This is a genomic window from Thioclava sp. FR2, assembly GCF_051200875.1.
Classification (GTDB): Bacteria; Pseudomonadota; Alphaproteobacteria; order Rhodobacterales; family Rhodobacteraceae; genus Pseudotabrizicola.
On sequence record NZ_CP195191.1, the window covers coordinates 3,151,099 to 3,175,727 of the forward strand.

A 24,629-nucleotide genomic window follows, 5' to 3' on the forward strand; every position below is an offset into this window, starting at 1 on the left:
GCCCGACTTCGCCCTAGTGTCTGTGTCGATGAAAGACAGCGGACGCCAGAATGTCGGAGACGAGTGAAAAAGCCTATCAGGTTCTTGCGCGCAAGTACCGCCCTGCCACTTTCGCCGATCTGATCGGCCAAGAGGCAATGGTGCGCACGCTGAAGAATGCTTTTGCGGCGGATCGCATAGCCCATGCCTTTGTGATGACTGGGGTCCGGGGGGTCGGAAAGACCACCACGGCCCGTATTATTGCCAAGGGGCTGAACTGTGTTGGTCCCGATGGCAAGGGTGGCCCGACAACCGAGCCTTGTGGCCAGTGCGAGCCCTGTCGCGCCATCGCGGAAGGCCGCCATGTCGACGTAATGGAAATGGACGCCGCCAGCCGAACCGGTGTTGGCGACATTCGAGAGATCATCGACTCGGTGCATTACCGCGCCGCAAGTGCACGGTATAAAATCTATATCATCGACGAAGTGCATATGCTGTCGACCAGCGCATTCAACGCATTGTTGAAGACGCTGGAAGAGCCGCCGGCCCATGTAAAGTTCATCTTTGCCACGACCGAAATCCGCAAGGTTCCGGTCACGGTTCTGTCGCGGTGCCAACGGTTTGATCTGAAGCGGATCGAGCCTGAGGTGATGATGGCGCATCTGGAAAAGGTCGCAAAGGCCGAAGGCGCAACGCTTGCCCCGGATGCGATGGCCCTGATCACACGCGCGGCAGAGGGTTCGGTGCGGGATGCCATGAGCCTGATGGATCAGGCCATTGCGCATGGTGCAGGCGAGACGACGGCGGATCAAGTTCGTGCGATGCTGGGTCTGGCTGACCGCGGACGGGTGCTGGACCTTTTCGATATGATCCTGAAAGGCGAGGCGGCCGCGGCCTTGACCGAGCTTTCGGGCCAATATGCCGATGGAGCCGACCCGATGGCGGTTCTGCGCGATCTGGCCGAGATCACGCATTGGGTCAGTGTTCTGAAGATCACGCCCGAGGCCGCGGAAGACCCGACCACGCCACCGGATGAGCGTGCGCGCGGGTTGATGATGGCAGAGCAACTGCCGATGCGGGTGCTGAGCCGGATGTGGCAAATGCTGTTGAAGGCCATCGAAGAGGTCGGGCTGGCTCCGAATGCGATGATGGCCGCAGAAATGGCCGTGATCCGGATGACGCATGTCGCCGATTTGCCAGACCCCGAAACCCTGATCCGCAAGCTGCAATCGCAACCTGCGCCCGGGCCGGGTGGCGGTGGGATGATCGGGGGCGCCCCGGCCAGCGGGGGGGCTGCGCGAATGCACGCGCCGATGATGGCCCCCTCTGCTCCGATGCGCGGGCCGACGATGAACAGCAGCGGGCAGGTCCTTGCCGTGGCCAATGCCGCGCCGGTTATCGCGAACTTTGAAGGCGTTATCGAGTTGATCCGCGAACGTCGCGACATGAAGCTTTTGTATGAAGTCGAAAGTGGCGTGCGGCTGGTCAGATATTCGCCGGGCCGCATCGAGTTTGAACCATCGCCCGAGGCTGCCTCGGACCTAGCGGCGCGGTTAAGTCAGCGCCTTCAGGGCTGGACAGGCAGTCGCTGGGGCGTTTCGGTTGTGGCCAGTGGCGGCCAGCCGACGATTGCCGAGGCACGCGATGCCGGGCGTCGCAAGGCAGAAGCAGAAGCGATGCAGAATTCCTTGGTGCAGGCCGTTCTGACGGCCTTCCCGGGGGCAAAGATTACAGAAATCAGGACAGCAGAACAGATTGCCGAGGCAGCAGCAGTCGAAGCGCTGCCCGAGGTCGAAGATGAATGGGATCCTTTCGAGGACGGATAAGAGGGTAGCGATGCTTAAAGGACTTGGTGGTTTGGGTGGTCTTGGCGACATGGCCAAGATGATGAAGGCCGCGCAGGACATGCAGACAAAGATGGCTGAACTGCAGGAAGAGCTTTCCCGCGTTGTCGTGATCGGAGAGTCCGGTGCAGGTTTGGTCAGGGCGCGGGCAACAGCAAAGGGTGAGTTGACGGGGCTGGAGATTGATCCTTCAATCTTTGTTGCCAGCGAAAAGGAAGTGGTCGAAGATTTGATCTTGGCGGCGATCAAGGATGCCCAGACGAAAGCAAGCGAGCGAAGCCAGCGGGAGCTGGCAAAGATGGCCGAAGATTTGGGTCTGCCGCCCGGTATGAAGCTTCCCTTCTGAGGCCTGATTTGCCCACACCTCCTGCCTCTGATGCCAGTCGCGACATTGAAACGCTGATTGATCTGATGTCCCGCTTGCCTGGCCTTGGGCCGCGCTCCGCCCGGCGTGCGGTCTTGGCCTTATTGAAGAAACGCTCGGGGCTGATGGCGCCGCTTGCTCAGGCAATGGCAACCATTGCCCTGAACGCAAAAGATTGCCGCGTTTGCGGAAATATCAGCACTGACGATCTTTGTCCGATTTGTGCAGACGAAACGCGTGGCGGGGCCGAGATTTGCGTGGTCGAAGATCTGGCTGATCTTTGGGCTATGGAACGCGGGGGTGTTTTCCGTGGTCGATACCACGTCTTGGGTGGTACGCTTTCCGCGTTGGATGCCATCGGCCCCGAGGAGTTGCGCATTCCGGCCCTTGTCGAACGGGTAACGGCGGAACAGGTTTCCGAGGTCATTCTGGCGCTGAATGCGACTGTGGATGGCCAGACGACTGCGCATTACATTGCCGATGCACTGGCTGCGACCGGTGCGCAGATCAGCACGCTTGCACAAGGCGTCCCGATTGGGGGCGAGTTGGAGTATCTGGATGATGGCACCATCGGCGCGGCATTAAGAGCGCGACGGCGTCTATAAACCTGACATTCTGGCATGAACGGTACAGCTGGCAGGAACGGAGCAAATGCTTTTCCTGCGCCGCAGTCCTGTTAAGGTGGAGTTGGGTCGGCACCAGAACCAACACACTCGAATACTGGGCAAGCAGCCCCCGACCCATACGGGAATGTCGCACAAACAAGGTATTCGGACCAACGGAATGGTATGAAATGCGGATAGTGTACGTGAACGGCGCACGTTCCGACCTTTCGTGGCACGAAATGCGCAAGCTCTTCTGGCATCCGTATTTTGTTGCGCTTGTCTTGTTGGCCAGCGCCTTTGTCATCGCCTTGCGGCCCTATGACGACATGGTGGATCTCAACGTCGTCCGTTTGACCATCTTCTACGCAAACAGCGTCGGCTTTTTTTGATGTTCTTGGTCGGGTCGGTTTATGTCACCCAGCGTATGGGGCGGACCGTCTATGCCAGTCTTGTCGTCGCCGTCTCGATCATCCTTGCAACTGTCTATGGGGTCATCAGCGCAACCTTGCTGGGTGCGCAAATCCCGCCATTGATCGACGTCGTCTTGGTCGCCATTTTCAACCTCGTTTTTGGGGTTGTTGGCGAAGTCATATTCGTCTCTTTCCTCGTTCCAAGAATTCTAAGGGACATTGCATCACAGCCGCTTATCCAGCCAGATTACGCGGCCAAGAATGAGACGATCCAGTCTCCTGTGTCCGATGCGTCTGTATCTGCGCTGAGTGATCCTCTCGCGACCGAGTTAAAACAGCCGGTCGTGATGCGCGATCCGGTCATTAATATTCTTGGGATCGACTTTCGCAGCGAAGACGTATCAGTGCTTTCAGCGGAGGCGCATTATGTTTCCGTTGTGCGAAGGGATGGTAAGACCAAGCTGCTGCGGGGCAGGATCAGCGAGGCAGCAGACGCGATGCCACCAGAACTGGGCCGTATGGTTCATCGAAGCCATTGGGTTGCCGCACATGCCGTCGACACTTTGGTCCAAGATGGTCGGAACCATGTTCTGCTGCTGAAAGATGGCAGGCGCCTTCCGGTCGCCAGAAACCGGCAGCACGAGATAAGAAACTGGGTCGAGCACCTCTCGCAATGAAAAAGGGCGCCCTCAACAAGCGCCACTTTCAAAGAATTGACCGTCAATGACAGATCAACGACGGGTGTCTTCGTCGTCCTCATCGTCATCATCGCCATGCGGCAGATTGAAGAAGCTGTCAGCATCCGAGAAGTCAGCGGGTTTTTCTTCTTCTTCAGACAAAGAGAAGGTTTCAAGGCCAGCGATCGAGGACGGGATCTTGGGCTCGGTCGCCATGCCAAGCGATTGCTCGGTGGACACAAGCTTGCGGCGCTCGTCATCGCTCATCACCGTGCCTTCGACTGCCCGGCGGCGCACGGCCTGCTGAACGGCGGCGTCAAGTTCGGTCTGCTTGCACAGGCCCAAAGCAACCGGGTCAACCGGCGTGATGTTGTTGATGTTCCAGTGGGTGCGCTCGCGGATCGACTGGATCGTCGGTTTGGTCGTGCCGACAAGTTTGCCAATGGCACCATCGGACAGTTCCGGATGGAACTTGACCAGCCACAGAATAGCAGCCGGACGATCCTGACGCTTGGACAGCGGGGTGTAACGCGGGCCGCGGCGCTTTTCTTCGCCAGCTGCTGCCGGGTTATGCTTCAGCTTCAGGCGGTACAGCGGGTCCTTCTGACCTTTTTCGATTTCGCCTTCGTCCAGCTGGTTGTTGGCGATCGGGTCAAACCCTTTCACACCCGGGGCCACGTCGCCATCGGCGATGCCCTGCACTTCCAATTCGTGCATGCCGCAAAAGTCGGCGATCTGCTTGAAGGAAAGCGTGGTGTTGTCCACGAGCCAGACGGCGGTGGCTTTGGCCATGAGCGGCTTGTTCATAGCAGGCTCCTTTACAAATCTGTCCCGTGCCGGGAAAACGGCTGCGAACCTTCGTCCGCGATTTCCACGATGTCGGGGAATTCAGGGGTGTATATAGTGAGTTTGGGAGAAAAGGGGAAGTGGAAATGCGCAGCGTGGCAGCTTGGGTGGCGGGGATTTGTCTGGCGGCAGGGACAGCATTTGCCGAAGGCGAACGGGCAGGGGATTTTGACTATTACGTCATGGCCCTTTCCTGGTCGCCAAACTGGTGCGCCTTGGAGGGGGATTCGCGGCGCGATCCGCAATGCGACCGCGGGACCGGAACGACCTTTGTCCTTCATGGCCTTTGGCCGCAGTATGAAGACGGTTGGCCAAGCTATTGCCGCACGACCGAGCGGGATCCGTCGCGGTCAGAAACGGCTGCCGTGGCGGATGTTTTCGGGGGGGCAGGCTCTGCCTTCTACCAGTGGAAGAAACACGGGCGCTGTTCGGGCCTGTCGTCACGCGATTATTATGCCCTTGCGCGAAAGGCATTTCGAAGCGTGGCGATTTCCCCTGTTTTTCCAAAGATCAACAAGGATCTGAAAGTTCCCGCCGAGGTCATCGAAGGTGCATTCCTTGAATCCAATCCGGGCCTGAAACGTGATCAGGTAACGGTCACCTGTCGTGACGGAATGATTCAGGAGGTGCGGATCTGCCTGACAAAAGACATGGAGCCGCGGCGTTGCGGTGCCGATACGATTCGTGATTGCACGCTTAAAGACGCGGTCATCGAAGCGGTACGGTGATGCCGTGCGAGGGTAGAGGATTCCAGACTTTCACCCATTGGTTGTTTTTCGGTATCTTTTCCTCACTGGCATCGGCCTTTGGCCTCGTCAGAAAATTGATTTTTAACAACAAATTTTGATGGGAGATCGCCATGAGCGAAACAACCGGTTTTTCAACCGGGGCGCCTTTATTGAGCCCCGAATTCCAGGACATGGTCGACCGTTGTGTCGAATTGTTCAAACTTGATGTTGTGCAAGGACTGGCCTTTGCACGCGAACCTGCCCTGGCAAGCAGCCGCGGAATTGACGGGAACCCGTCGAAACTTGGGCCGATCGTCGCCAAACGGCTGACCCAGCTCAAGCCGGGTGGCAAACGTGGACGAACTGCAGAGGCGACCAAGATCGAAGCGGCCCTGTCAGCGCTTTATGACAGCAATGTCCGCTCACTCGCCCGTCGGTACAATGTCGACGTTACCGCCGGAAAACCCGTTTTGGCGCAGGTCAACAAGGTTCAGGAATTCCGCTTTCTAGAGCGCGAACTTTCCAGTGAAAAGCGGATCAACAGCCTGCACGAAAACCTGTTCGACACTCGTGCCGAACTGAAATCGGACGACGGGGCCGATGTTGAAACGGTCATGCGCCGCCTTGCCCCGAATGTGAACCTTGACCCCACCGTCATGCGTATGTTGGCCGACAATATCCGGCCCTCGATTGCTGTGCTTCCGACCGGAACAATCGGCGGTGTTGTGGTCCCAAAGCCACCGATTGTGGTCAACAAGGGTCTGGAATTCCGGATTCATCAGGTGAAATGCGTTGATGAAACCAACCCGGAATGGCCCGGCGATGATGAAATTGCCATGGGCGCAGTGGCAGTGGCCGACAATGGCACCACGACCAAGATCAACGAATTCATGGTTCGTGATGATTACGACGATGGTGAAACGAAGGTCTATAACCCGCCGCGCCTGCTCAAATCCTTCTCATTGAGCAATGTCCGCTATCCGGCAGATTTTCTGATGGTGCTGGCCTTGGCTGAAAAGGACAATGGCGGCATGTCCGATTTCCTTGCCGATCTGTGGGAGGCAATCAAGGATGATGTCACTGTCATCATCGCGGCGGTCAGCGCCGCTGCCGGTCTTGCGATTGGCGGGGCCATCGGCGGCACGGTCGGCACGGCCATCGGTGGCCCCTTGGGCGCAATCATCGGCGCAGTTGCCGGGGCAATCATCGGGGCGATCGTTGGATGGATCATCTCGGCCCTGAAGGACGACATCTTCACGCCCCAAGCGGCAGCAGTCCATCTGCCGAATGCACTTTCGACCTTCGGAGGCGGATCGCTGACATCGCCGCAGTTCACGGTGAACTACCGTGACCACGGCGGCCATTACCGGGTCTATTACAGCTGGAAGATCAACCGCTGATCAGACGATAGGGGGCGGGCAACTGCCCCCTCATTCGACTTTCAGAACGATCTTGCCGGTGTGGCCCGAACTTTCCATCCGCGCATGGGCTTTGGCAGCATCGGCAAGCGCGAATTCGCTGTCCATGACCGGGGCAAATCGGCCTGCCGCAATCATCGGCCAGACATTTGCTTCGACCTCGCGGGCAATATTGGCCTTTGCGGCATCGGATTGCGGACGAAGCGTTGATCCGGTCAGGGTCAGACGCCGCATCATCATCTCGGCAAAATTCAATTCAACCTTCGGACCTTGCAGGAAGGCAATCTGCACCAGACGGCCATCATCGGCCAAGGTGCGGACGTTCTTGGGAAGATAGGCGCCGCCGACCATATCAAGGATCAGGTTTGCGCTACCTTCGGCCCGAATAGCGGCGGCCCAGTCTTCGGTCTTGTAGTTATAGGCAGCCTGCGCTCCCAGCGCCTTGCACGCTGCAACCTTTTCATCGCTGCCCGCCGTGGTGAAAACCCGCGCGCCCAGATTGCGGGCGATCTGAATGGCCGTCGTGCCAATGCCAGATGATCCGCCATGAACCAAGAACCGTTCCCCGGCAGACAACCGCCCGCGCATCACCACGTTTGACCAGACTGTAAAGCAGGTCTCTGGCAGGCAGGCCGCCTCGCGTAGACCCATGCCGTCTGGCACAGGCAAGGCGTGGCTTTCATGGGTCGCAACATATTCAGCATAGCCACCGCCGGGAAGCAGAGCCGTAACTTTGTCGCCAATCTGCCACCGGCTGACATTCGGCCCCAAGGCCACAACCGTACCAGAGGCCTCCAACCCCGGAAGGGGCGAGGCCGAAGGGGGCGGCGCATACATGCCGGCCCGCTGCAAGGCATCGGGGCGGTTCACACCCGCCCAAGCGACACGGATGACGATCTGGCCGTGTCCCGGAACAGGGACGGGAACGGTGACCGGCCTTAACACCTCGGGACCGCCGGGTTGCGAGATTTCGATGGCGGTCATGGTGTGGGACAGGGTCATGGGTGTTCGGCCTTTCTTTGGTGTAAGCGAGGCAAGCTTAAGCTGTCAGGACTTGGGGCGAAAGCGGTCCATCACCCGCCCGGGCAGATCGTCGGGCACCACAGGCTTGCGGATGTTTTCCATGAACTTCAGCGGGCCTGACAGAATAGCTTTTGACAATGGATTTTCGCGAAGCTGGGCTTTGACCTTTTCAAAGCGCATCACGTCCTCGATCCGTCGGTCAAGGAAATCCCATGTGGCTTGATGGCCAAGGCTGTCATCGCCCAGCCAGTAAAGCACGGTCGAGGAATAAACGCCCGAGAGAGTGGCGCGTTTCGTGTACCAGTTCAGGTCGCGGCTGGCGTCGCCCAAGGCGTCCCATATGGCATCGGCCGTACCCCAGATCAGCCGTGCCCCTTCGGCGGCATGAAGTGGCAGGGCAAAGAGAGTTGTGCCGCGCCGAACCGCTTCGCGATCCTCCACCGCCTCAATTCGCAGGCGGACGGCGTGGGCGACACGGTCGCGAAAACGCATGGATGACAGGTCTGTCTTTGCCAGTGCCTCGCGCATCAGAGTATCTCCACGGCGATGGTAGGCGATGGCAAGATCCAGTCCGCCGCGGGGGAACAACGCTTTGGCCAAGGCGGCATCCACGCCCGAATCAAGGACGGCTGCGCGGAAAGTGGCGTCGGTCCAACCATCAAAGGCCACATGCATCAGGGCGGCATCCAGTACGCGGTCGGCGGCGGCTTCGGGCGAATTCGGCTGTTCCATCGGGGTTCTCGCGGTTGCAAATGGTGGACAGGCAGGCTTTGCCCTGTTATAGCGCGCCTCGCCTGCACTTACAGTGCAACTCTAACTTAGGAAGGTGGTGACAACCACATGCAGGTCAGCGTTCGTGATAACAACGTCGAACAGGCCCTCCGGGCTCTGAAGAAAAAGCTCCAGCGCGAAGGCGTGTTTCGGGAAATGAAGCTTAAGCAGCATTTCGAGAAGCCGTCGGTCAAGAAAGCGCGCGAGCAAGCCGAAGCCGTCCGTCGTGCGCGTAAACTCGCGCGCAAGAAGGCACAGCGTGAAGGCGCTATCTAAGGCGTTTTAACGACACTGGGGTCGGCAACGGCCCAGACGATCAACCCCCGTCCTTTGGCCGGGGGTTTTTCATTGCTCTCGGCGAAAAAGGCTGTTGATCGGTTTCACCCGCTTGCCCAAACTGCTGAAGGTGCAACACGGTGGAACCAAGAGACGTTCATGATACAAGGCATAGCCATCATATCCGCCACCGTCGTCGCCGTGCTTTTGGTCTATTTTGTCGCTCGAAGGACGTTGCGGCGGGAACCCGATGACCTAACGCGCGACCTTGCCGCGTCGATGGTAATGCGGGTCTCGGCTCTGCACGGGCTTATCCTTGCCCTCATCTTTGCGTCAGAAGTGGTCGAATACCAGCAGCTTGGCCTTGAGATTTCGCACGAAGTCAACGCTGTGTCTGACATTTCCTACGACGCCCTGCGTTACGGCGCGCAGGCCAAGCCCGTCGGGGATGCCATCCGCGACTACCTTGCCCTTGTGCCCGCAGAAGAATGGCAAAGCCTTGCTTTGACCGGCAACCTTTCCGGATCGGCCTGGGGCAAATGGAACGACGCCTATCTGGCTGCGCTGGATCTTGTGCCTGCGACGCCGCGTGAAACCAGCCTGCGCGAAAACATGCTGGCCAAGATCCACGCCATCGCCGAAATCCGCGACCTGCGAGAACATCACGGAAAGACGGAACTCAACGCCCTGTTCTGGGGGGCGGCTTTGGCCGGCGTCCTGCTGGTGGCCGTCGGTTTTTACGTCTTTACACCGCGGCGCGACAACATAGCCCTGATATCGCTCTACGCAGTGTATATCGGGTTCATCCTCTTCACTATCTACGTCATGGAAAACCCCTTCAAGGCGCCGGGGGCGCTCGATGCCAGACTGTATCAAGAGTTGCTGACTGAGCTTGGCCGCTAGATCGCGGCTAACGTCCGGCCCTTCGCTTCAAAACGGATTGCGCTTTTCAGTATTTTTTGGCTCAGCTTTTGCCCAGTGCCGTCTTCGTCGTGATCTGGCAGCTTCGACCCGCTCTACAGCGACCCTCGGTGACCTTTCTTCTGCACCGGGGGGAGAGGGAGTGACCGGGGGGCTTCATCGCCCGGATTCCAGAGCGTCCCCGTCGGGGACGTTTTTTAATGCCAATGCAATCAAAGTCTTAGCGTCGGAGATTAGGACTTTTTTAGGAATTGGTCATCTTCGCGGCCGATTTTCACCGTTTCAGACAGTAGTAATATTGTCCGCCGAAGCGGAAATATCCACTGGCCTTAACCCCGGAAGGGCAGGACGGGATGAGGTAGGCGGGGGAGTTCGGGCCCCATGTGGCGAAATAAGGTTCGCAAGTCTCTAGGGTCAGCCTGTCCCGAAACGGTTCGATGATGGCTTGCGCCACGGCGTCGCCGAAACTGTGCGAAACGCCTTGGCTTTCAACGCCGCCAGTGGATGAGAAAAAGACCTATCCCCCGGCGGACGGACCGATGCCGAAGGAAACGATCGGGGGAAGAGATTCAGCACTGCTGTGTGCAACCTCTGGGCCTGAAGAGACCAGTTGGTCGATCGCGGTGAAGATGGCTTGGTCCATTTCCACCATGCATATCCCGTCATCTGTGCAGTGTTCCGCCGAAAGCACCTGACGTAAGTGATCTGGCGTCGTTTCGCTGTGACCGCTGAAGACAAAGTAGACGGTCGGCGCCGCCTCATCGGCAAAGGCGGCAGGGCCAAGGCCCATAAGCAGGGTGGAAAGGGAAGCAAGGCGCGCGGCGTTTTTCATTGCGGCCTTATCCCCCTTGGCAGCTTTCCCACGATACAGCAGTCTGGAGCGCTAGGCTCAGGCTTTGGGAGGCTGACCATGACCGCGCTGTCCATCGAGAACCCTGTATTTCAAACCTATGCCATCGCCGCTGCGCTGATGGTGTTGAAGATCATGCTGCAAGGCTGGATGACCGTCTACAGGATGATGAAAAGCAATTCCGGTCTGGCCAGCCCCGAAGACCTGCGCCCCGGCCCGTTGAACCCCACGCCGCAACCCGAGCAATTGGAGATCAACGATTATGTCGACAGGTCTCGCCGGATGCATCGGAATGATCTGGAAAACATTCCTGCCTTTCTGGCGGTGGGGCTGCTGTTTGTGACGGTTGGCCCCGCGTTGTGGCTGGCACAAGGGCTGATGTATGGCTTTGTCGCCGCACGTGCCGTGCATTTCATGGCCTATGCCACCAAGCAATCGCATGAGGTGCGGGCCACGTTTTACACCATCGGGTCGCTGATCGTGATCTATATGGCCCTGCATGTTCTGGCGCAGGTCTTGGCGCTGCCCTGACACTAGACCGCAAGCGCGGTGGTTTTTAGCACGGTGCGCAGGGCGAAGGAGGATTGCATCTGCCGCACGCCGGGCAGGCGGGACAGGAATTGGCGATGGATGCGGGCAAAGTCTTCGGTGTCTTCGACCATCATTTTTAGCAGATAGTCGGCGCTGCCTGCCATCAGGTGACATTCCAGAATGTCGGGGATGCGGGCGACCTCGCGCTCGAAGGCGTCGAGCAGTTCCTCGGCCTGACCTTCCAGCGTGATTTCGACAAAGACAGTGGTGTTGCGGCCTAGTTTTCGCGGCTCGAGCAGGGCCACGAAAGCGGCGATGTAGCCTTCTTCCTCCAGCCTTTGGGTGCGGCGGTGGCAGGCTGACGGCGAAAGGTTCACGCGTTCGGAAAGCTCGGCATTGGTGATGCGGCCTTCCTTTTGCAGGACATTCAGGATGCGGCGGTCGGTTGCGTCAAGATCCATAGCGGCGGGATTTTCTTCGAAGACTGAGCCAAATTCCGCATGATCCTACGAAATACTGGGGCGTCTGTCACCGATGTTTCAAAGCAATTGCGGCTGAGTCGGGTGATCCTTTCTGAATAAGCCGGCCCAGAGTTCGGCAGGGAGGATAAAATGAAGATCGGATGCCCCAAGGAAATCAAGCCGCAGGAATTCCGCGTTGGGATGACCCCGAATGCAGCCCGTGAGGCGGTTGGCCATGGCCACGAGGTCGTGGTTGAAACCAATGCCGGGATGGGGGCGGGCTTTACGGACGCAGATTACGTTGCGGCGGGGGCCAAGATCTTGGCCAGCGCCGATGAGGTGTTTGCGGTTTCGGACATGATCGTAAAGGTCAAGGAGCCGCAGGCGGTGGAGCGTGCCCGGCTGCGCGAAGGGCAGCTTTTGTTCACTTATCTGCATCTGGCACCGGACCCGGAGCAGACCCGTGACTTGCTGAAGTCCGGTGTGACGGCGATTGCCTATGAAACCGTGACCGACCGCGCAGGCGGTTTGCCGCTGCTGGCGCCGATGTCGGAAGTGGCGGGGCGTCTGGCGCCGCAAGTCGGTGCATGGACGCTGCAAAAGGCCAATGGTGGCCGGGGTGTACTGCTGGGCGGCGTGCCGGGCGTTTTACCGGCGAAAGTGGTTGTGATTGGCGGCGGTGTTGTTGGCACCCATGCGGCCAAGGTTGCCGCCGGGATGGGCGCGGATGTGACCGTGCTGGACCGTTCGCTGCCGCGCCTGCGCTATCTGGACGATGTGTTCGGCCGCGATTTCAAAAACGCCTATGCCAGCGCCGGGGCGACTGCGGAACTGGTGGCAGAGGCAGATCTGGTGATCGGCGCTGTGCTGATTCCCGGTGCCGCCGCGCCGAAGCTGGTTTCGAAAGCGCAGCTTTCGACGATGAAGCCGGGGGCCGCGATTGTGGATGTGGCGATTGACCAGGGCGGGTGCTTTGAAACCAGCCGGGCGACGACGCACCAAGACCCGATCTATGAGGTTGATGGCATCATGCATTACTGCGTGGCGAACATGCCGGGGGCAGTGGCGCGGACCTCGACCATTGCCTTGGGCAATGCCACGCTGCCGTTCATGCTGGCTTTGGCGGACAAGGGCTGGAAGCAGGCCTGCGCCGATGATCCGCATTTGAAGGCTGGTCTGAACACCCACGCCGGAAAGCTGACCTATGCAGCCGTTGGCGAGGCGCTTGGTCTTCCTTCGATCAGCGCCGATGCCGCGATGAAACTCTGAGGGTCCTCCCGCCCTTAGGCGAAAGGGCGCCCCCACCCAAGAAGGGGTGTTCTTCTCCCTCGGGGCCGATGTGCCCCGATTGCCTGCTGGTCTTGAGACCGGCAGGCTTTGTTTTTGGGGCATTTGGCCAAAAGAAAACGGGCGGCGGAAGGTCCGTCGCCCGTTCAGTCTTCATTTGTTGAAATACGGGTAAACTTGGCCGGAAGGCCGGTTACTTTTTAAGAGAGTCGCGGATTTCCATCAGGATATCGAGTTCGGTCGGGCCAGCCGGAGCGGCTGCAGCTTCGGCGGCTTCTTTCTTGGCGGTGGCTTCTTTCAGGCGGTTGACGGCCTTGACCAGCAGGAACACGACCCAAGCGATGATCAGGAAGTTGATCACGGCGGTCAGGAAGGCGCCATAGGCGAAGACAGGTGCACCGGCCTCTTTGGCGGCGGCGAGAGAGGCTGGGTTGGTGCCCGAAAGGTCGATGAAGAGGTTCGAGAAGTCGATCCCGCCAGTGACGAGGCCGATGATGGGGTTGATCAGGTCGGCAACCAGCGAGTTGACGATGGCCGTAAAGGCCGCACCGATGATGATACCTACGGCAAGGTCAACGACGTTGCCCTTGGCGATAAAGCTCTTGAATTCGTTAAGCATATTACTGTTCCCTTTGTCCGCCGCCTGTTCCGGCGATCGTGAGTTTTGGTGTGCCCCCGGTATGTGGCGCAATGAATATTGCACAGAGTCTGAATAATTGGCAGGGGGAATTATCTGAAAGTCTCGTCTGTGCCGCTGGGTTAGCTTGCGCGTGACGTCAACTCGCGCACCATTGTGGTCGAGCGGGTGAAGCCGAAGACGTGACGCAGCCAGCCCAGGGTTTCGCTTTTCCAAGGGGCAAAGCCCATGCGTTCGTAAAGCGCGCGGGCGCGCACATTGGCGTCGATCACGTCGAGACGGACGGTGTCGTAACCGCGCCAACGGGCTTCGGAGACCAGCGCATCAACAAGGGCTGAACCGATGCCGCGGCCGCGCCATTCCCGTGCGACGCAGATGCCGTCGATCAGGAAGCGGTCATTGTCGACTTCGCTTTGAAGAAGCCGCAGAAGAAGCTGTCGCCAAAGCCCGCCAAAGCGCCCATAGACGGCATGAAGATCATTGGCTGAGCCACTGGCGAAACTTCCTGCTGGGGATTTGAAGCCTGCGATGCCGAGTAGGGCCCCATCATCGCCAAGGACATAAAGGCAGTGATCCGGTCGCAAGGCGCGGGTCAGGAAAGCAACGGCGCGCGGTTCCGGGCCAAGGATCCGGCCCAATTTGCTGCCAAAGGCTTGCCAGTACAGACGGGCGGCGTCTTCGCGGTAGCGCTCTGGTAAGCTGTGTCTGACCAGCACCCGGATGGTTCCCTCTTTCGCTTGGCTGTGAAAATGCCTAAGCCTTCCGGACAGAACGGTAAAGTCCCCGGATTATGGCCAGCCCCAAGACCAAAGCATTTTTGCGCGGATGCCTCGCCTCGGCACCGTTTATCATTGTTGTCGTGCCATTTGCCCTGTTGTTCGGCGTGGTCGCGACCGAGGCTGGATTGGACCTTTTGAAGGTCATGCTGTTTTCGGTCAGCGTCTTTGCAGGGGCATCGCAATTTGCCGCGCTGCAATTGATGCAGGAGCAGGCCCCTGTGCTGGTGATCCTTGCGACATCCTTGGCGGTCAATCTGCGGATGGTCATGTATTCCGTGGCCGTGGCCCCGCATTTGGGGGGCGCGCCCTTGGGAACAAGGGTGTTGATGGCCTATTTCCTTGTGGATCAAAGCTTTGCCGCCAGCACGGTCGAGTTTGAAAAGCGTCCAGATCAGTCGCTTGGCGAGAAGGTTGCGTTTTTCTTCGGCTCTGTCGCGCCGATTGCGCCCTTGTGGTTTGGCGCGTCGATGGCAGGTGCGATGATCGGTCAGGCGATTCCACCGGAATATGCCTTGGATTTTGCGGTGCCGATTACCTTTTTGGCGATCACCGCGCCGATGCTGCGCAGCATTCCGCATGTGATTTCGGCGGGGGTGTCTATTCTGGTCGCCTTGCTTTTGGCGGGGATGCCCTATGGCACCGGATTGCTGGTTGCGGCGGTATTGGCAATGGCCGCAGGGGCCGGGTCAGAGATCTGGCTGGAGCGGAGGGGACGGGCAGATGAAGGTTGATCCGGCGCTGTACTGGACTGTTGTGCCGATCTTGGGGATTGGCACTTTCCTGATCCGGTTTTCGTTTCTGGGTGTGCTGGGAAATCGGCCCCTGCCGCCGGGGTTGCGCCGCGCCTTGCGCTACACGGCTGTGGCTATTCTGCCGGGCTTGGTTGCCCCTGCGGTGCTGTGGCCCCCGGCGACCGATGGCGTGACAGATGTTCCGCGTCTTGCGGCGGCCTGTGTCACGCTGTTGGTGGGAATTGTCACGCGCAGCGTGATTGGCGCCATCCTTGCGGGCGGCGCCACCTTGTACAGCTTGCTTTGGCTTTGATCAGTCTTTCAGGCGAGGATCGCCGGCCTGCACCAGCAGAACACCGTGATTGTCGTCGGTGTCGTTATCGGTGTGCTTGACCGTGATCACGCCCGGCATTTCGCCGAAGGCTTCCATGAACTGGCGTGGATACCATGTCTTTGGCAGGCTTTCGAAGCCCGGCACCTCGGTCAGGATCGACGAGATTGACTTGCTGCACTGCGCCTTTGGCACAGCACCGTAAGCCTTGACCTTTTGGGTGATCAGCGCCGCGGTTTCCGGGCTGACAAGCAGGGTCTGTTCCCAGACGTCGTAAGTTTCCCGGGCGTGATAGTCGATGTAGTAGCTGACCATTTTCGGAGACATGCCGAAATGCACATCGTTCCGTTCTGGCAGTTTGGGATGGTGCCACGTTCCGGCGGGGTCAAAGATCAGCCGTTCAGAGCCGTTGATCATCAGACCGGAATGTGCGCCGCTGCCGTTGCGGGTCGAAGTGACCGTAAACAGCGTAATGGCGGTTGGCCCGCTATGGACGTAGCGGGCCTGAGCCACGGCTTCGTCTGATGCCCATTTGGGTTCTGCTCCGCCACAGGCGACCAGCGTTGTCAGAGCCAAAACGGCAATCAGCAGACGAAACATATTGAAACCAACTAAGTTCTAGAGGAATCAGGCGTTGACGAGTGCCATGAAAATCAGCGTCGCGATCGAAATGCCAGCGCCCCACATGACCATGCGGATGAAGCCTGCAAAGGTCTTTTCCTGAACGCGGATATCCATGCTGCCATGCTTGTGTTCGGCCATTTTTCAGTCCCTTCCGAAAGTGTTGTCTTTGCCATAACTGATTCAGTTCCGGCTGTCACGGGGCGCAATGCGCGACAAAGATGCCTGTTACATATGGGTTTCAGGCGGAGCCGTCGCCCGCATCGCCGCCGAGCCAGCCGCGCTCCAGTTGAAACCCGATCCGGCGAGCGGGTTCTTCGGGTTCAAGCTTCGGGATGGCGCGCAAGACGACGTTCAGCTGGCTGACATGCTGGATGAGTTGGGTTTTCAGCCCGTCTTCATCGTAGCCATAGAAGGTCAGGATATCGGGTTCGAAAAAGCCGACACCTTCGATTTGCAGCACGCCCGCATCGCCGCCTGCAAAGCCCATGGCCACCTCTTCGGCACTGTCGAGTTGCTCCTCGAAATTGCGGATGTATAGGATGACGCGCTCATAGGCCCATTCGGCCTCGCTTTTCTCTTTTACCGGGCGCCGGGACATGGCGCGGGGAAGCGGTTTTTGTTCTGCGCTTGCCGGGGCTTCGGGGTCTGAATGGACAGCGGCAGCGCGTGGCAGCGCTTCGCCTTCTGCCAGTTCAGCGGTGGTGGAAATATCAGTTACGGGTTCGATTGCCATTGCCATGCTCCTTGCCCGTCAAGGTGGCGCGAAACATCACCCCGGCGCAAGAGATGGTTCAGGTGGGCGACAGTTTCCACCAAGGCCAGCCCGTATTCAGCGGGGCCAATTTCGCGTTTGAACAACGGTGCAAAGCAACCATGTGCGGTGCGCGGCGTGGTCAGGTGATCGCGCAGGCGATCCAGCGCGCCAAGGTGATTTTCGATCATCTGGGAAAGGCGCAGGGGCAGGCCATAGAAGGGCAACTTGTGGCCGGGCAGGACAAACTGGTTGTCACGGGCAAGGGGTTGAAACCGTGCGCAGCTTTCCAGCCAGTCTTTGAGCGGGTCGGCCTCGGGCTCGGTCGGGTAGACTCCGATATTGGCGGAAATGCCGGGCAAAAGCTGGTCGCCGCCAAGGATGAGGTCGTTCGACCAGAAGGTTGCATGGTCTGGCGCATGGCCCGACCCCAGACGGATTGTCCAGTCGCGCCCGCCCATCCGAAGGCTTTGCCCTTCGGTCAGCGAGGTCAGGCCAACCGGCATCGGGTAAACGACATCGCAAAAGTTGAAGGGGCGTTCTTCGGCGCGTTTGGCCAGCAGGTCGGGGGGCACACCAGCGCGGGTGTAATAGGCCATACCCTGTGGCGTGGTCTTTGGCTGTTCGTCCAGCGTCAGCATCCGGGCGTAAAGCCAAGCGGTGCGGGTCATGCAAAGCTCTACCCCACGCGCTTGAAACCACCCGGCCAGCCCGACGTGATCGGGGTGGTGGTGGGTGACGATCAAGCGGCGGACAGGTTTGCCCGACAGTGGCCCGGATAGCAGTTTTTCCCAGATCGCGCGACCGCGGCCTGTATTCAGGCCAGTGTCGAGGATCGTCCAGCCATCGCCATCATCCAGTGCAAAGACATTCACATGGTCCAGCGCCATGGGCAGGGGCAGCCTGATCCACAGGATGCCCTCGGCCACTTCCAGAACCTCCCCTTCGGGCGGGGTGGCCTCGAAGGGAAAGCGGATCATGCTCATGCAGCCAGATCCTCGGGCGACAAAGCGTAAAGATCGGCTGCCCCTTCGGCGGCTTCAACCAAGAGCGTGGCATGTTCCGGCAAGAGTCGCTTGATCGCGATGCGGGCGAGTTTCGTGCGCGGTCCGTTCGAGCCTTCGGCGCGGGCGGCTTTCAGATGGAAATGTGCGCCCAAGGTCAGGGCAAAGGCCCGGAGATAAGGCACGGCCCCGGCGAAACGGTCGTTCAGATCGCGTGAAATCAGGGCTTCGGTCGCCTCCCGCAGGGTTTCGGCGGCGCCCCAGACGTCTTCGGCCAGATCAGGCAGAACGTCACGGGCGGCTTTGGCGTCGGCTTCGATCTCACCGATCAGGCGGAAGGCCGCGTCGCCGCCATCCATCATCTTGCGGGCGACAAGGTCCATCGCCTGAATGCCGTTCGTGCCTTCGTAGATCGGCGTGATTCGAGCATCGCGCAGGAACTGGGCCGCGCCGGTTTCTTCAATAAAGCCCATGCCGCCGTGGATCTGCACACCTTCGGATGCGACGGATACGCCGACATCCGTGCCATAGGCCTTTGCGATGGGGGTCAAAAGGGCCGCGCGGGACTTCCATTCGGCGCTGCCGGTGGCGTTGGCCATGTCGATGGCGACAGCACAGGCAAGGCCAATGGCGCGGGAGGAGAAGACCTCTGCCTTCATTGTGGCCAACATTCGACGCACATCGGCATGGCCGATGATGCCGGTCTGCCCGGCCTCTGCGGTTCTGCCCTGCACACGGTTTTGGGCGTAGTCCAGCGCTTGCTGATAGGCAATCTCTGCAAGCCCTACGCCTTGCATGCCAACGCCCAGACGAGCGTTGTTCATCATGGTGAACATGGCGGCCATGCCGTTATGCGGCTCGCCGACAAGCCAGCCGGTCGCGCCATCATATTGCATGACACAAGTCGGGCTGCCATGGATGCCCAGCTTGTGTTCAAGGCTGACCACTTGCAGTGCATTGCGCTTGCCGGGGTTGCCATTGGCATCGGGGAGGAATTTCGGAACGAGGAAGAGGCTGATACCCTTGGTTCCGGCAGTGCCATCGGGCAAGCGGGCCAGAACAAGGTGCACTGTGTTCGACAGGAAATCCGTATCGCCCCAAGTGATAAAGATCTTCTGACCCGAGATGGCGTAGGTGCCGTCGCCATTTGGTTCGGCCTTTGACCGCAGCGCGCCGACGTCCGACCCGGCCTGCGGCTCGGTCAGGTTCATCGTGCCGTTCCATTCGCCCGAAATCAGCTTGGGCAGGTAAAGCGCCTTCAAGTCGTCGCTGGCGTGATGCTCCAGGGCTTCGATCTGGCCTTGGGTCAGCAGCGGGTTCAATTGCAGTGACAGGCAGGCCGAAGAGAACATGTCATTGACAGCCGTGGCCACGGTCAGTGGCAGACCCATGCCGCCATGTTCCGGCCCGGCTGCCACGGCGACCCATCCGCCTTCGGCCAGCGCCTTATACCCATCAGCAAAACCGGGGGATGTGCGGACCACGCCGTTTTCCAGCTTGGCCGGGATTTGGTCGCCTGCGCGGTTCAGCGGCGCGAGCACGGTTTCCGCAAGTTTCCCGGCTTCGGTCAGGACCGCCTCGACCGTCTCGGCGGAAGCATCGGCAAAGCGATCCGTTGCCGCGACATGGGAAAATCCCACGACATGGTCCAGAAGGAAGCGGAAATCGGAAACAGGGGCGCGGTAGGGCATGGGGTCCTCGAAAATTCTGCAAGCCTTGGCAAACGGGCCGGTCAGGTCTATTGGCACGCATGACAGGTTAGCCATGGGGGCCGACCACTCAAGCCCTACGCTACGTCACATGGTCTTGGATACCCAGTTTCTTGCTGCGACCGATGAAGGGATTGGTCAGGCTGCCGCAATCTTGCGGGCGGGCGGGCTGGTCGCGATGCCGACTGAGACGGTTTACGGGCTGGCCGGGGATGCGCGGAACGGCACGGCGGTGGCGCGGATTTTCGAGGCAAAGGGGCGGCCTAGGTTCAACCCGTTGATCGTCCATGTCCCGGATATGGCGATGGCGCGGGATATGGCCGAGTTTGATGAGCGCGCCGAAGCGGTGGCGCGCGCCTTTTGGCCGGGAGCACTGACCTTGGTGCTGCCCGTGAAAGCGAGTGCGGGATTGTCGCCGCTGGTGACGGCGGGTTTGCCAACCGTTGCGATACGGATGCCCGCGCATCCGCTTGCCAAGGCCTTGTTGCGTGCCTTTGGCGGGCCGGTTGCCGCGCCCTCGGCCAATCCATCGGGAAAGGTGTCGCCCACTACGGCGGATCATGTGCGCCAGGGACTTGGCGGCAAGATTGAGGCCATTCTGGATGGCGGGGCCTGTGCCGTGGGGCTGGAATCGACCATCCTTGGTCTGGATGGGTCTCCGGCCCTTTTGCGACCCGGCGGCATTCCGGTGGAAGAGCTGGAGGCGATGCTGGGGGCGATTGCGGTGGGTGGACCTGGGGCTTTGCCCAATGCGCCGGGACAATTGCCCAGCCATTATGCGCCGGATGCACCCGTGCGCCTTGGGGCGGTCGCGCGAGAGGGTGCGGAAATCTGGGTGGGTTTTGGTCCGGATTGTGCGGGCGCGGACCTGACTTTGTCGGCCAAGGGGGATTTGGTCGAGGCGGCTGCAGCCTTGTTCCAGACCCTGCGCGACGCAGATGCCCTTGCCGGGCCAGAGGGCAGGATTTCCTTCGCCCCGGTGCCAGAAACGGGCTTGGGCCGTGCCATCAACGACCGGCTGCGCCGGGCAGCGGCCCCGCGCGGGTAGCCCCAAAATTCTTTGAAGAATTTTGCAATTTCCTTTCAAGGAAATTGGGCGGCGCTGAGGGTTCTTAGTCGAAGACGCCCATGACGCGGCCAAACAGCATGAAGGCGCGGGCCGTTCGGGTGTCGGCAAGCTCGACAATCTCGGCATCGGTTGCGTTCTTTTCGAACTGCTGAAGCGTCCGGTCAAAGGTGCGCAGGAAATGGTGTCCGGCATCGCGGAAGACCGGGTCTTCACGCATCCGGCCTGCGGTCAGGGCGAGAGAGGAGCGGTCCCGCACTCCTCCGACAGCTGCAACGCCCTTGCCGCGTTCGCCTGCGGCAAAGCGCCGCCAGAGTTCGGGGCGGGCGCGATCGGGCCGGAGGTCATCCATATAGATGCCTTCTTGGCTGAGCAGGGTCAGCACGTCTTGCGCGGCCCGAATCAGTTTGGCCACTTCGCGGTCTTCCAAGGCGGCCCGCAGGGCGCGGAAGCCGTCCTTGTCGTCAGGGCTTTCCGGGAATTGCAGGGCCAGAATGAAGTCGGGAATCGAAAGGGGCGAACGCAAGGCATCGGCGGGCGTGCCCAAGGCCAGGCCCGGTTGCTCTTCGGCTGGGGGCGATTGCGTCGGGGCGACAAGCGCGGACTTGCGGTCAGCCGACGGCACGGTAAGACCGGTGTCGCGTCGCGTTGAAAAGGTCGCAAGCGCTGTTTCGGCCTGTTTTGCGGCATGGGCCAATTCCTCGATCTTGCGTTCGACCGAGGGTTTCAGGCTTCCGCCAGATTGCTGGCTTTGAACATAGGCGGTCCGCATGGCATCGACCGAGGCTTGTAGCCGCGCGGCCTCGGCCCTCAGGATTCGCACGGAACGCAAGGTCGTGGCCGCCGCCCAGATCAGCGCCAAGGGCAGAAAGACGACCAGAAGAGTCATCACAAGACCCAGCGTCCCCGTGCCTTCAGGCGCAGAAAACACATAGGCCAAGACGGCAATCACCCAGACAACGGACAAGGCGCCGGCAACGCCTTCGGTGACCGTGAACTTGCTGGGCTCGGCCAGTATGACCAATCCCGGATCGGAAATTTTATCCTCGCGTTCGGGCATTGCCCCAGTTCCCTTCGCGCAGGCGTTAGATATAGCGGATCGTCACCACTTCGTAGCTGCGGTCACCGCCCGGTGTTTTCACCTCGACGCTGTCGCCCTCGTCCTTGCCGATCAGGGCGCGGGCCAACGGAGACCGGATGTTGAGCATCCCGCGTTCGATATCAGCTTCGGTTTCGCCGACGATTTGGTAGGTCTTTTCTTCATCGGTGTCTTCGTCGACCAGTGTCACGGTTGCGCCGAACTTGATCGCGCCCGAGAGCTTCGACGGGTCGATCACCTCGGCCAGCGACAGGATACCTTCCAGCTCTTTGATGCGGCCTTCGATGAAAGACTGCTTTTCGCGAGCGGCGTGATACTCGGCGTTTTCCGAAAGGTCGCCATGTTCGCGTGCCTCTGCAATGGCACGGATCACGGCAGGACGCTCGACCGTTTTCAGGGTCTTCAACTCTCCGTCCAGCGCATCAAAGCCGCCACGGGTCATCGGGATCTTTTCCATCGTCCTCATTCCACGAAAAGAAGAACCACGGCCCCCGCACCCGGAAGCCATGGCCCATGTGTTGTTGCGCCTACCCAAGCGGATGCGCATGGCAAATGCAAGAGGGGATGGCGCAGGAAAGCGGCGGCCTGTCGCCTATGGGAAAGAAAATTGCGGCAGTGCTGCAATGCGGAAACGTGATGTTGCGTCACGGTTGACCCAAGGCTTCCCATGGGGCAATGACAGGGGCAGCGGATTCAAACGGAAATTCGGGCGAAGACCCGGCATGAAGGACAAGCGATGAGCCAGATCGTGCGCGAGAAGATGGAATACGACGTTGTGATCGTTGGGGCGGGGCCTGCAGGCCTGTCAGCCGCGATCCGGCTGAAGCAACTTGATCCGAACCGGTCGGTCGTTGTGCTGGAAAAAGGGTCTGAAGTCGGCGCGCATATTCTTTCAGGCGCAGTTTTGGACCCAAGCGGGTTGGACGCGCTTTTGCCGGAATGGCGCAGCATGGATGCACCGATCAAGGTGCCTGTGAAAGAAGACAACTTTTACATGCTTGGCCCGGCCGGGCAGATCCGCATTCCGAACTTTCCGATGCCGCCGTTGATGAACAACCACGGCAATTACATCGTCTCGATGGGCAACGTCTGCCGCTGGATGGCGGGCGTCGCCGAAGGCTTGGGTGTGGAAATCTTCCCCGGCATGTCGTGCAGCGAGCTTGTTTATGACGGTGACCGCGTGGCCGGCGTGGTAGCGGGCGAATTCGGGCGTGATCCTGCGACGGGTGAACCGGGGCCGAATTATGAGCCGGGGATGGAGCTCTTGGGGAAGTATGTCTTCCTGTCAGAAGGCGTGCGCGGGTCTTTGGCCAAGGAAGTGATCGCCAAATACGAACTGTCGAAGGGCCATTGCTCGCAGAAGTTCGGGATCGGCATGAAGGAAATCTGGGAGATTGACCCGGCCAAGCACCGCGAGGGTACGGTTACGCATACGATGGGTTGGCCCTTGGGCAGCAATGCCGGTGGTGGGTCGTTCATCTATCACTTGGAAAACAATCAGGTTTACGTTGGTTTCGTGGTTCACCTGAATTACGAAAACCCGCATCTTTACCCCTATATGGAATTCCAGCGCTTCAAGCATCACCCGATGGTGGCCGAGTTGCTGAAAGGCGGCAAGCGCGTGGCCTATGGGGCGCGGGCGATTTCCGAGGGCGGCTATCAGTCGATGCCAAAGATGGTGGCTCCGGGCGTGGCTTTGCTGGGCTGCTCGGTCGGCATGGTGAACGTGCCGAGGATCAAGGGCAACCACAATGCCATGCTGTCGGGCAAGGCTGCCGCAGAGGCCGCGCATGAGGCAATCAATGCGGGTCGTTCGGGCGATGAGCTTTCGAGCTATGAAACGGAAGTGCGGACTGGCGCGATTGGCAAAGACCTGAAAAAGGTCCGTAACGTCAAGCCGATGTGGTCAAAATACGGTCTCGTTGCCTCGCTGATCGGCGGCGGTCTGGACATGTGGACGAACACGCTTGGCTTCAGCCTGTTCGGCACCCTGCGGCATGGCAAAACGGATGCGGCAGCCACAGGTGAGGCCAAGAACTTCAAGCCGATTGACTACCCCAAGCCGGATGGAAAGCTGTCATTTGATCGGCTGACCAATGTGGCCTTCAGCTTTACGAACCATGACGAAGCGCAGCCCGCGCACCTGAAGCTGAAAGACCCGTCGATCCCGATTTCGGTGAACCTGCCGAAATATGCAGAACCGGCGCAACGCTATTGCCCGGCCGGCGTTTACGAAGTGGTGGCAGAAGAGGGCAAGGATCCGCGCTTTGTCATCAACTTCCAGAACTGCGTGCACTGCAAGACTTGTGACATCAAAGACCCAAGCCAGAACATCACCTGGACCACGCCGCAGGGTGCGGGTGGGCCGAACTATCCGAATATGTGATGGAAAACGGGCCGCGCGACGAGGACATACTGGCCTTCATCCAAAAGCGCTCTGGGCGAAAGCTTGGGGCGCTGGATCGGGCAGATGTGTTCGCCGCGCTGCAACTTGACGGGGCCGAGGCCGAAGGGTTCATGTCCGATTTCGGTGCGGCCTTTGACGTCGATCTGGCGGGGTATGAGCCAGCTTTTCACCATCATGTCGGAAGCCGGGCGGGTCGATTTGGCTGGCCCATTGCGGTGCCCTATCTTTTTGGTGTCCGGATGCCGGTGGCTGTCAGCACCATGGCTTTGGCCGCGCGCAAGGGGAAATGGCCTTTGCGCTATCCGGTCCTTGCGGCCAAACCGGCGCGTGACTGGATCAATTGGGTGATCGTTCTGGCCCTTCTTCCCTGTTTCGTGGCCTTGCTGGTTTTCCTTGTGACGTCATTCTGACAAACGCGCGATCACGGCCATGCAAGCGCCGCTTGCCATTGCCTCGGGGGCGGCTGGGGGCTAGCTTTCCCTGAACAGCGATACCGCCGC

The 24,629-nt window shown here is 59.8% G+C and carries 30 protein-coding genes; 16 read left to right on the forward strand and 14 right to left on the reverse strand.

The window, feature by feature from the left end:
- The first annotated feature begins 50 nt into the window (after window positions 1-50).
- The 5 genes from ACSBLW_RS15115 (at window position 51) to ACSBLW_RS15135 (ending at window position 3,879) form a co-directional block, all read left to right on the forward strand.
- A complete protein-coding gene (locus ACSBLW_RS15115; RefSeq protein ID WP_435257429.1) occupies window positions 51-1,805 on the forward strand; it encodes a DNA polymerase III subunit gamma/tau in 1,755 nt (584 codons plus the stop codon).
- A 10-nt stretch (window positions 1,806-1,815) separates the two neighbouring features.
- Window positions 1,816-2,169, forward strand: a complete 354-nt coding sequence (locus ACSBLW_RS15120) for a YbaB/EbfC family nucleoid-associated protein (RefSeq protein ID WP_435257430.1) — start codon at window positions 1,816-1,818, stop codon at window positions 2,167-2,169.
- Between the two features lie 8 nt (window positions 2,170-2,177).
- A complete protein-coding gene (gene recR / locus ACSBLW_RS15125) occupies window positions 2,178-2,792 on the forward strand; it encodes a recombination mediator RecR (RefSeq protein WP_435257431.1) in 615 nt (204 codons plus the stop codon).
- A 188-nt stretch (window positions 2,793-2,980) separates the two neighbouring features.
- Complete coding sequence (locus tag ACSBLW_RS15130; RefSeq protein ID WP_435257432.1) at window positions 2,981-3,181, forward strand: hypothetical protein; 201 nt, start codon at window positions 2,981-2,983, stop codon at window positions 3,179-3,181.
- A complete protein-coding gene (locus tag ACSBLW_RS15135; RefSeq protein ID WP_435260130.1) occupies window positions 3,181-3,879 on the forward strand; it encodes a LytTR family DNA-binding domain-containing protein in 699 nt (232 codons plus the stop codon). Before ACSBLW_RS15130 ends, ACSBLW_RS15135 begins: the two co-directional genes overlap by 1 nt.
- A gap of 54 nt (window positions 3,880-3,933) precedes the next feature.
- Here the strand turns inward: ACSBLW_RS15135 and ACSBLW_RS15140 are convergent, their stop codons facing one another.
- A complete protein-coding gene (locus ACSBLW_RS15140; protein WP_435257433.1) occupies window positions 3,934-4,686 on the reverse strand; it encodes a DUF1013 domain-containing protein in 753 nt (250 codons plus the stop codon).
- A 125-nt stretch (window positions 4,687-4,811) separates the two neighbouring features.
- On the opposite strand from ACSBLW_RS15140, the gene ACSBLW_RS15145 reads away from it, so the two are divergent.
- Both ACSBLW_RS15145 and ACSBLW_RS15150 read left to right on the forward strand, forming a co-directional pair.
- The gene (locus ACSBLW_RS15145; protein ID WP_435257434.1) at window positions 4,812-5,453 is read left to right on the forward strand and encodes a ribonuclease T2 family protein; all 642 of its coding nucleotides are present in this window, start codon (window positions 4,812-4,814) and stop codon (window positions 5,451-5,453) included.
- A gap of 131 nt (window positions 5,454-5,584) precedes the next feature.
- The gene (locus tag ACSBLW_RS15150) at window positions 5,585-6,853 is read left to right on the forward strand and encodes a hypothetical protein (protein WP_435257435.1); all 1,269 of its coding nucleotides are present in this window, start codon (window positions 5,585-5,587) and stop codon (window positions 6,851-6,853) included.
- Between the two features lie 30 nt (window positions 6,854-6,883).
- On the opposite strand, the gene ACSBLW_RS15155 is transcribed toward ACSBLW_RS15150, so the two are convergent.
- Complete coding sequence (locus tag ACSBLW_RS15155) at window positions 6,884-7,873, reverse strand: NAD(P)H-quinone oxidoreductase (protein WP_435257436.1); 990 nt, start codon at window positions 7,871-7,873, stop codon at window positions 6,884-6,886.
- Between the two features lie 45 nt (window positions 7,874-7,918).
- A complete protein-coding gene (locus ACSBLW_RS15160) occupies window positions 7,919-8,626 on the reverse strand; it encodes a COQ9 family protein (RefSeq protein ID WP_435257437.1) in 708 nt (235 codons plus the stop codon).
- Between the two features lie 108 nt (window positions 8,627-8,734).
- Between ACSBLW_RS15160 and rpsU the strand changes: the two genes are divergently transcribed.
- Together rpsU and ACSBLW_RS15170 are read left to right on the forward strand one after the other, a co-directional pair.
- Window positions 8,735-8,941, forward strand: a complete 207-nt coding sequence (gene rpsU / locus ACSBLW_RS15165; RefSeq protein ID WP_101919315.1) for a 30S ribosomal protein S21 — start codon at window positions 8,735-8,737, stop codon at window positions 8,939-8,941.
- Window positions 8,942-9,100: 159 nt separating this feature from the next.
- Window positions 9,101-9,844 (forward strand): hypothetical protein, encoded by a 744-nt coding sequence (locus tag ACSBLW_RS15170; RefSeq protein ID WP_435257438.1) that lies wholly within the window; start codon window positions 9,101-9,103, stop codon window positions 9,842-9,844.
- 535 nt (window positions 9,845-10,379) lie between these two features.
- On the opposite strand, the gene ACSBLW_RS15175 is transcribed toward ACSBLW_RS15170, so the two are convergent.
- The gene (locus tag ACSBLW_RS15175) at window positions 10,380-10,694 is read right to left on the reverse strand and encodes a hypothetical protein (RefSeq protein WP_435257439.1); all 315 of its coding nucleotides are present in this window, start codon (window positions 10,692-10,694) and stop codon (window positions 10,380-10,382) included.
- Between the two features lie 78 nt (window positions 10,695-10,772).
- Between ACSBLW_RS15175 and ACSBLW_RS15180 the strand changes: the two genes are divergently transcribed.
- Window positions 10,773-11,243, forward strand: coding sequence for an MAPEG family protein (locus tag ACSBLW_RS15180; RefSeq protein WP_435257440.1), 471 nt, complete (start codon window positions 10,773-10,775; stop codon window positions 11,241-11,243).
- Between the two features lie 2 nt (window positions 11,244-11,245).
- Here the strand turns inward: ACSBLW_RS15180 and ACSBLW_RS15185 are convergent, their stop codons facing one another.
- Entirely contained in the window at window positions 11,246-11,704 is a 459-nt protein-coding gene (locus ACSBLW_RS15185; RefSeq protein WP_435257441.1) for an Lrp/AsnC family transcriptional regulator, read from the reverse strand.
- A 150-nt stretch (window positions 11,705-11,854) separates the two neighbouring features.
- Between ACSBLW_RS15185 and ald the strand changes: the two genes are divergently transcribed.
- The gene (ald, locus tag ACSBLW_RS15190) at window positions 11,855-12,973 is read left to right on the forward strand and encodes an alanine dehydrogenase (RefSeq protein WP_435257442.1); all 1,119 of its coding nucleotides are present in this window, start codon (window positions 11,855-11,857) and stop codon (window positions 12,971-12,973) included.
- Between the two features lie 211 nt (window positions 12,974-13,184).
- On the opposite strand, the gene mscL is transcribed toward ald, so the two are convergent.
- Together mscL and ACSBLW_RS15200 are read right to left on the reverse strand one after the other, a co-directional pair.
- A complete protein-coding gene (mscL, locus tag ACSBLW_RS15195) occupies window positions 13,185-13,610 on the reverse strand; it encodes a large conductance mechanosensitive channel protein MscL (protein WP_435257443.1) in 426 nt (141 codons plus the stop codon).
- Between the two features lie 140 nt (window positions 13,611-13,750).
- On the reverse strand, window positions 13,751-14,350 hold the full coding sequence (locus ACSBLW_RS15200) for a GNAT family N-acetyltransferase (protein ID WP_435260131.1): 600 nt from the start codon (window positions 14,348-14,350) through the stop codon (window positions 13,751-13,753).
- A gap of 68 nt (window positions 14,351-14,418) precedes the next feature.
- Between ACSBLW_RS15200 and ACSBLW_RS15205 the strand changes: the two genes are divergently transcribed.
- A complete protein-coding gene (locus tag ACSBLW_RS15205) occupies window positions 14,419-15,138 on the forward strand; it encodes an AzlC family ABC transporter permease (protein ID WP_435257444.1) in 720 nt (239 codons plus the stop codon).
- The gene (locus ACSBLW_RS15210; RefSeq protein WP_435257445.1) at window positions 15,128-15,451 is read left to right on the forward strand and encodes an AzlD domain-containing protein; all 324 of its coding nucleotides are present in this window, start codon (window positions 15,128-15,130) and stop codon (window positions 15,449-15,451) included. The genes ACSBLW_RS15205 and ACSBLW_RS15210 overlap by 11 nt, the downstream gene beginning before the upstream one ends.
- Here the strand turns inward: ACSBLW_RS15210 and ACSBLW_RS15215 are convergent, their stop codons facing one another.
- From ACSBLW_RS15215 to ACSBLW_RS15235, 5 genes are all read right to left on the reverse strand, one after another.
- On the reverse strand, window positions 15,452-16,069 hold the full coding sequence (locus ACSBLW_RS15215) for a hypothetical protein (RefSeq protein ID WP_435257446.1): 618 nt from the start codon (window positions 16,067-16,069) through the stop codon (window positions 15,452-15,454).
- Window positions 16,070-16,096: 27 nt separating this feature from the next.
- The gene (locus ACSBLW_RS15220; protein ID WP_435257447.1) at window positions 16,097-16,231 is read right to left on the reverse strand and encodes an aa3-type cytochrome c oxidase subunit IV; all 135 of its coding nucleotides are present in this window, start codon (window positions 16,229-16,231) and stop codon (window positions 16,097-16,099) included.
- Between the two features lie 100 nt (window positions 16,232-16,331).
- Window positions 16,332-16,826, reverse strand: a complete 495-nt coding sequence (locus tag ACSBLW_RS15225) for a DUF6173 family protein (RefSeq protein ID WP_435257448.1) — start codon at window positions 16,824-16,826, stop codon at window positions 16,332-16,334.
- Entirely contained in the window at window positions 16,808-17,830 is a 1,023-nt protein-coding gene (locus tag ACSBLW_RS15230) for an MBL fold metallo-hydrolase (RefSeq protein ID WP_435257449.1), read from the reverse strand. Before ACSBLW_RS15230 ends, ACSBLW_RS15225 begins: the two co-directional genes overlap by 19 nt.
- Entirely contained in the window at window positions 17,827-19,539 is a 1,713-nt protein-coding gene (locus tag ACSBLW_RS15235; RefSeq protein ID WP_435257450.1) for an acyl-CoA dehydrogenase, read from the reverse strand. The genes ACSBLW_RS15230 and ACSBLW_RS15235 overlap by 4 nt, the downstream gene beginning before the upstream one ends.
- Before the next feature lie 109 nt (window positions 19,540-19,648).
- On the opposite strand from ACSBLW_RS15235, the gene ACSBLW_RS15240 reads away from it, so the two are divergent.
- The gene (locus ACSBLW_RS15240; protein ID WP_435260132.1) at window positions 19,649-20,605 is read left to right on the forward strand and encodes an L-threonylcarbamoyladenylate synthase; all 957 of its coding nucleotides are present in this window, start codon (window positions 19,649-19,651) and stop codon (window positions 20,603-20,605) included.
- Window positions 20,606-20,669: 64 nt separating this feature from the next.
- Here the strand turns inward: ACSBLW_RS15240 and ACSBLW_RS15245 are convergent, their stop codons facing one another.
- Window positions 20,670-21,683 carry a hypothetical protein gene (locus ACSBLW_RS15245; protein ID WP_435257451.1) on the reverse strand — a complete coding sequence of 338 codons (1,014 nt, stop codon included), beginning with the start codon at window positions 21,681-21,683 and terminating at the stop codon, window positions 20,670-20,672.
- A 25-nt stretch (window positions 21,684-21,708) separates the two neighbouring features.
- Complete coding sequence (gene greA, locus ACSBLW_RS15250) at window positions 21,709-22,179, reverse strand: transcription elongation factor GreA (protein ID WP_435257452.1); 471 nt, start codon at window positions 22,177-22,179, stop codon at window positions 21,709-21,711.
- A 279-nt stretch (window positions 22,180-22,458) separates the two neighbouring features.
- Between greA and ACSBLW_RS15255 the strand changes: the two genes are divergently transcribed.
- Together ACSBLW_RS15255 and ACSBLW_RS15260 are read left to right on the forward strand one after the other, a co-directional pair.
- Window positions 22,459-24,108: a 4Fe-4S dicluster domain-containing protein gene (locus ACSBLW_RS15255; protein WP_435257453.1), complete on the forward strand. Its 1,650-nt coding sequence runs from the start codon at window positions 22,459-22,461 to the stop codon at window positions 24,106-24,108.
- Window positions 24,108-24,539: a hypothetical protein gene (locus ACSBLW_RS15260; protein ID WP_435257454.1), complete on the forward strand. Its 432-nt coding sequence runs from the start codon at window positions 24,108-24,110 to the stop codon at window positions 24,537-24,539. Before ACSBLW_RS15255 ends, ACSBLW_RS15260 begins: the two co-directional genes overlap by 1 nt.
- Window positions 24,540-24,629 lie beyond the last annotated feature (90 nt).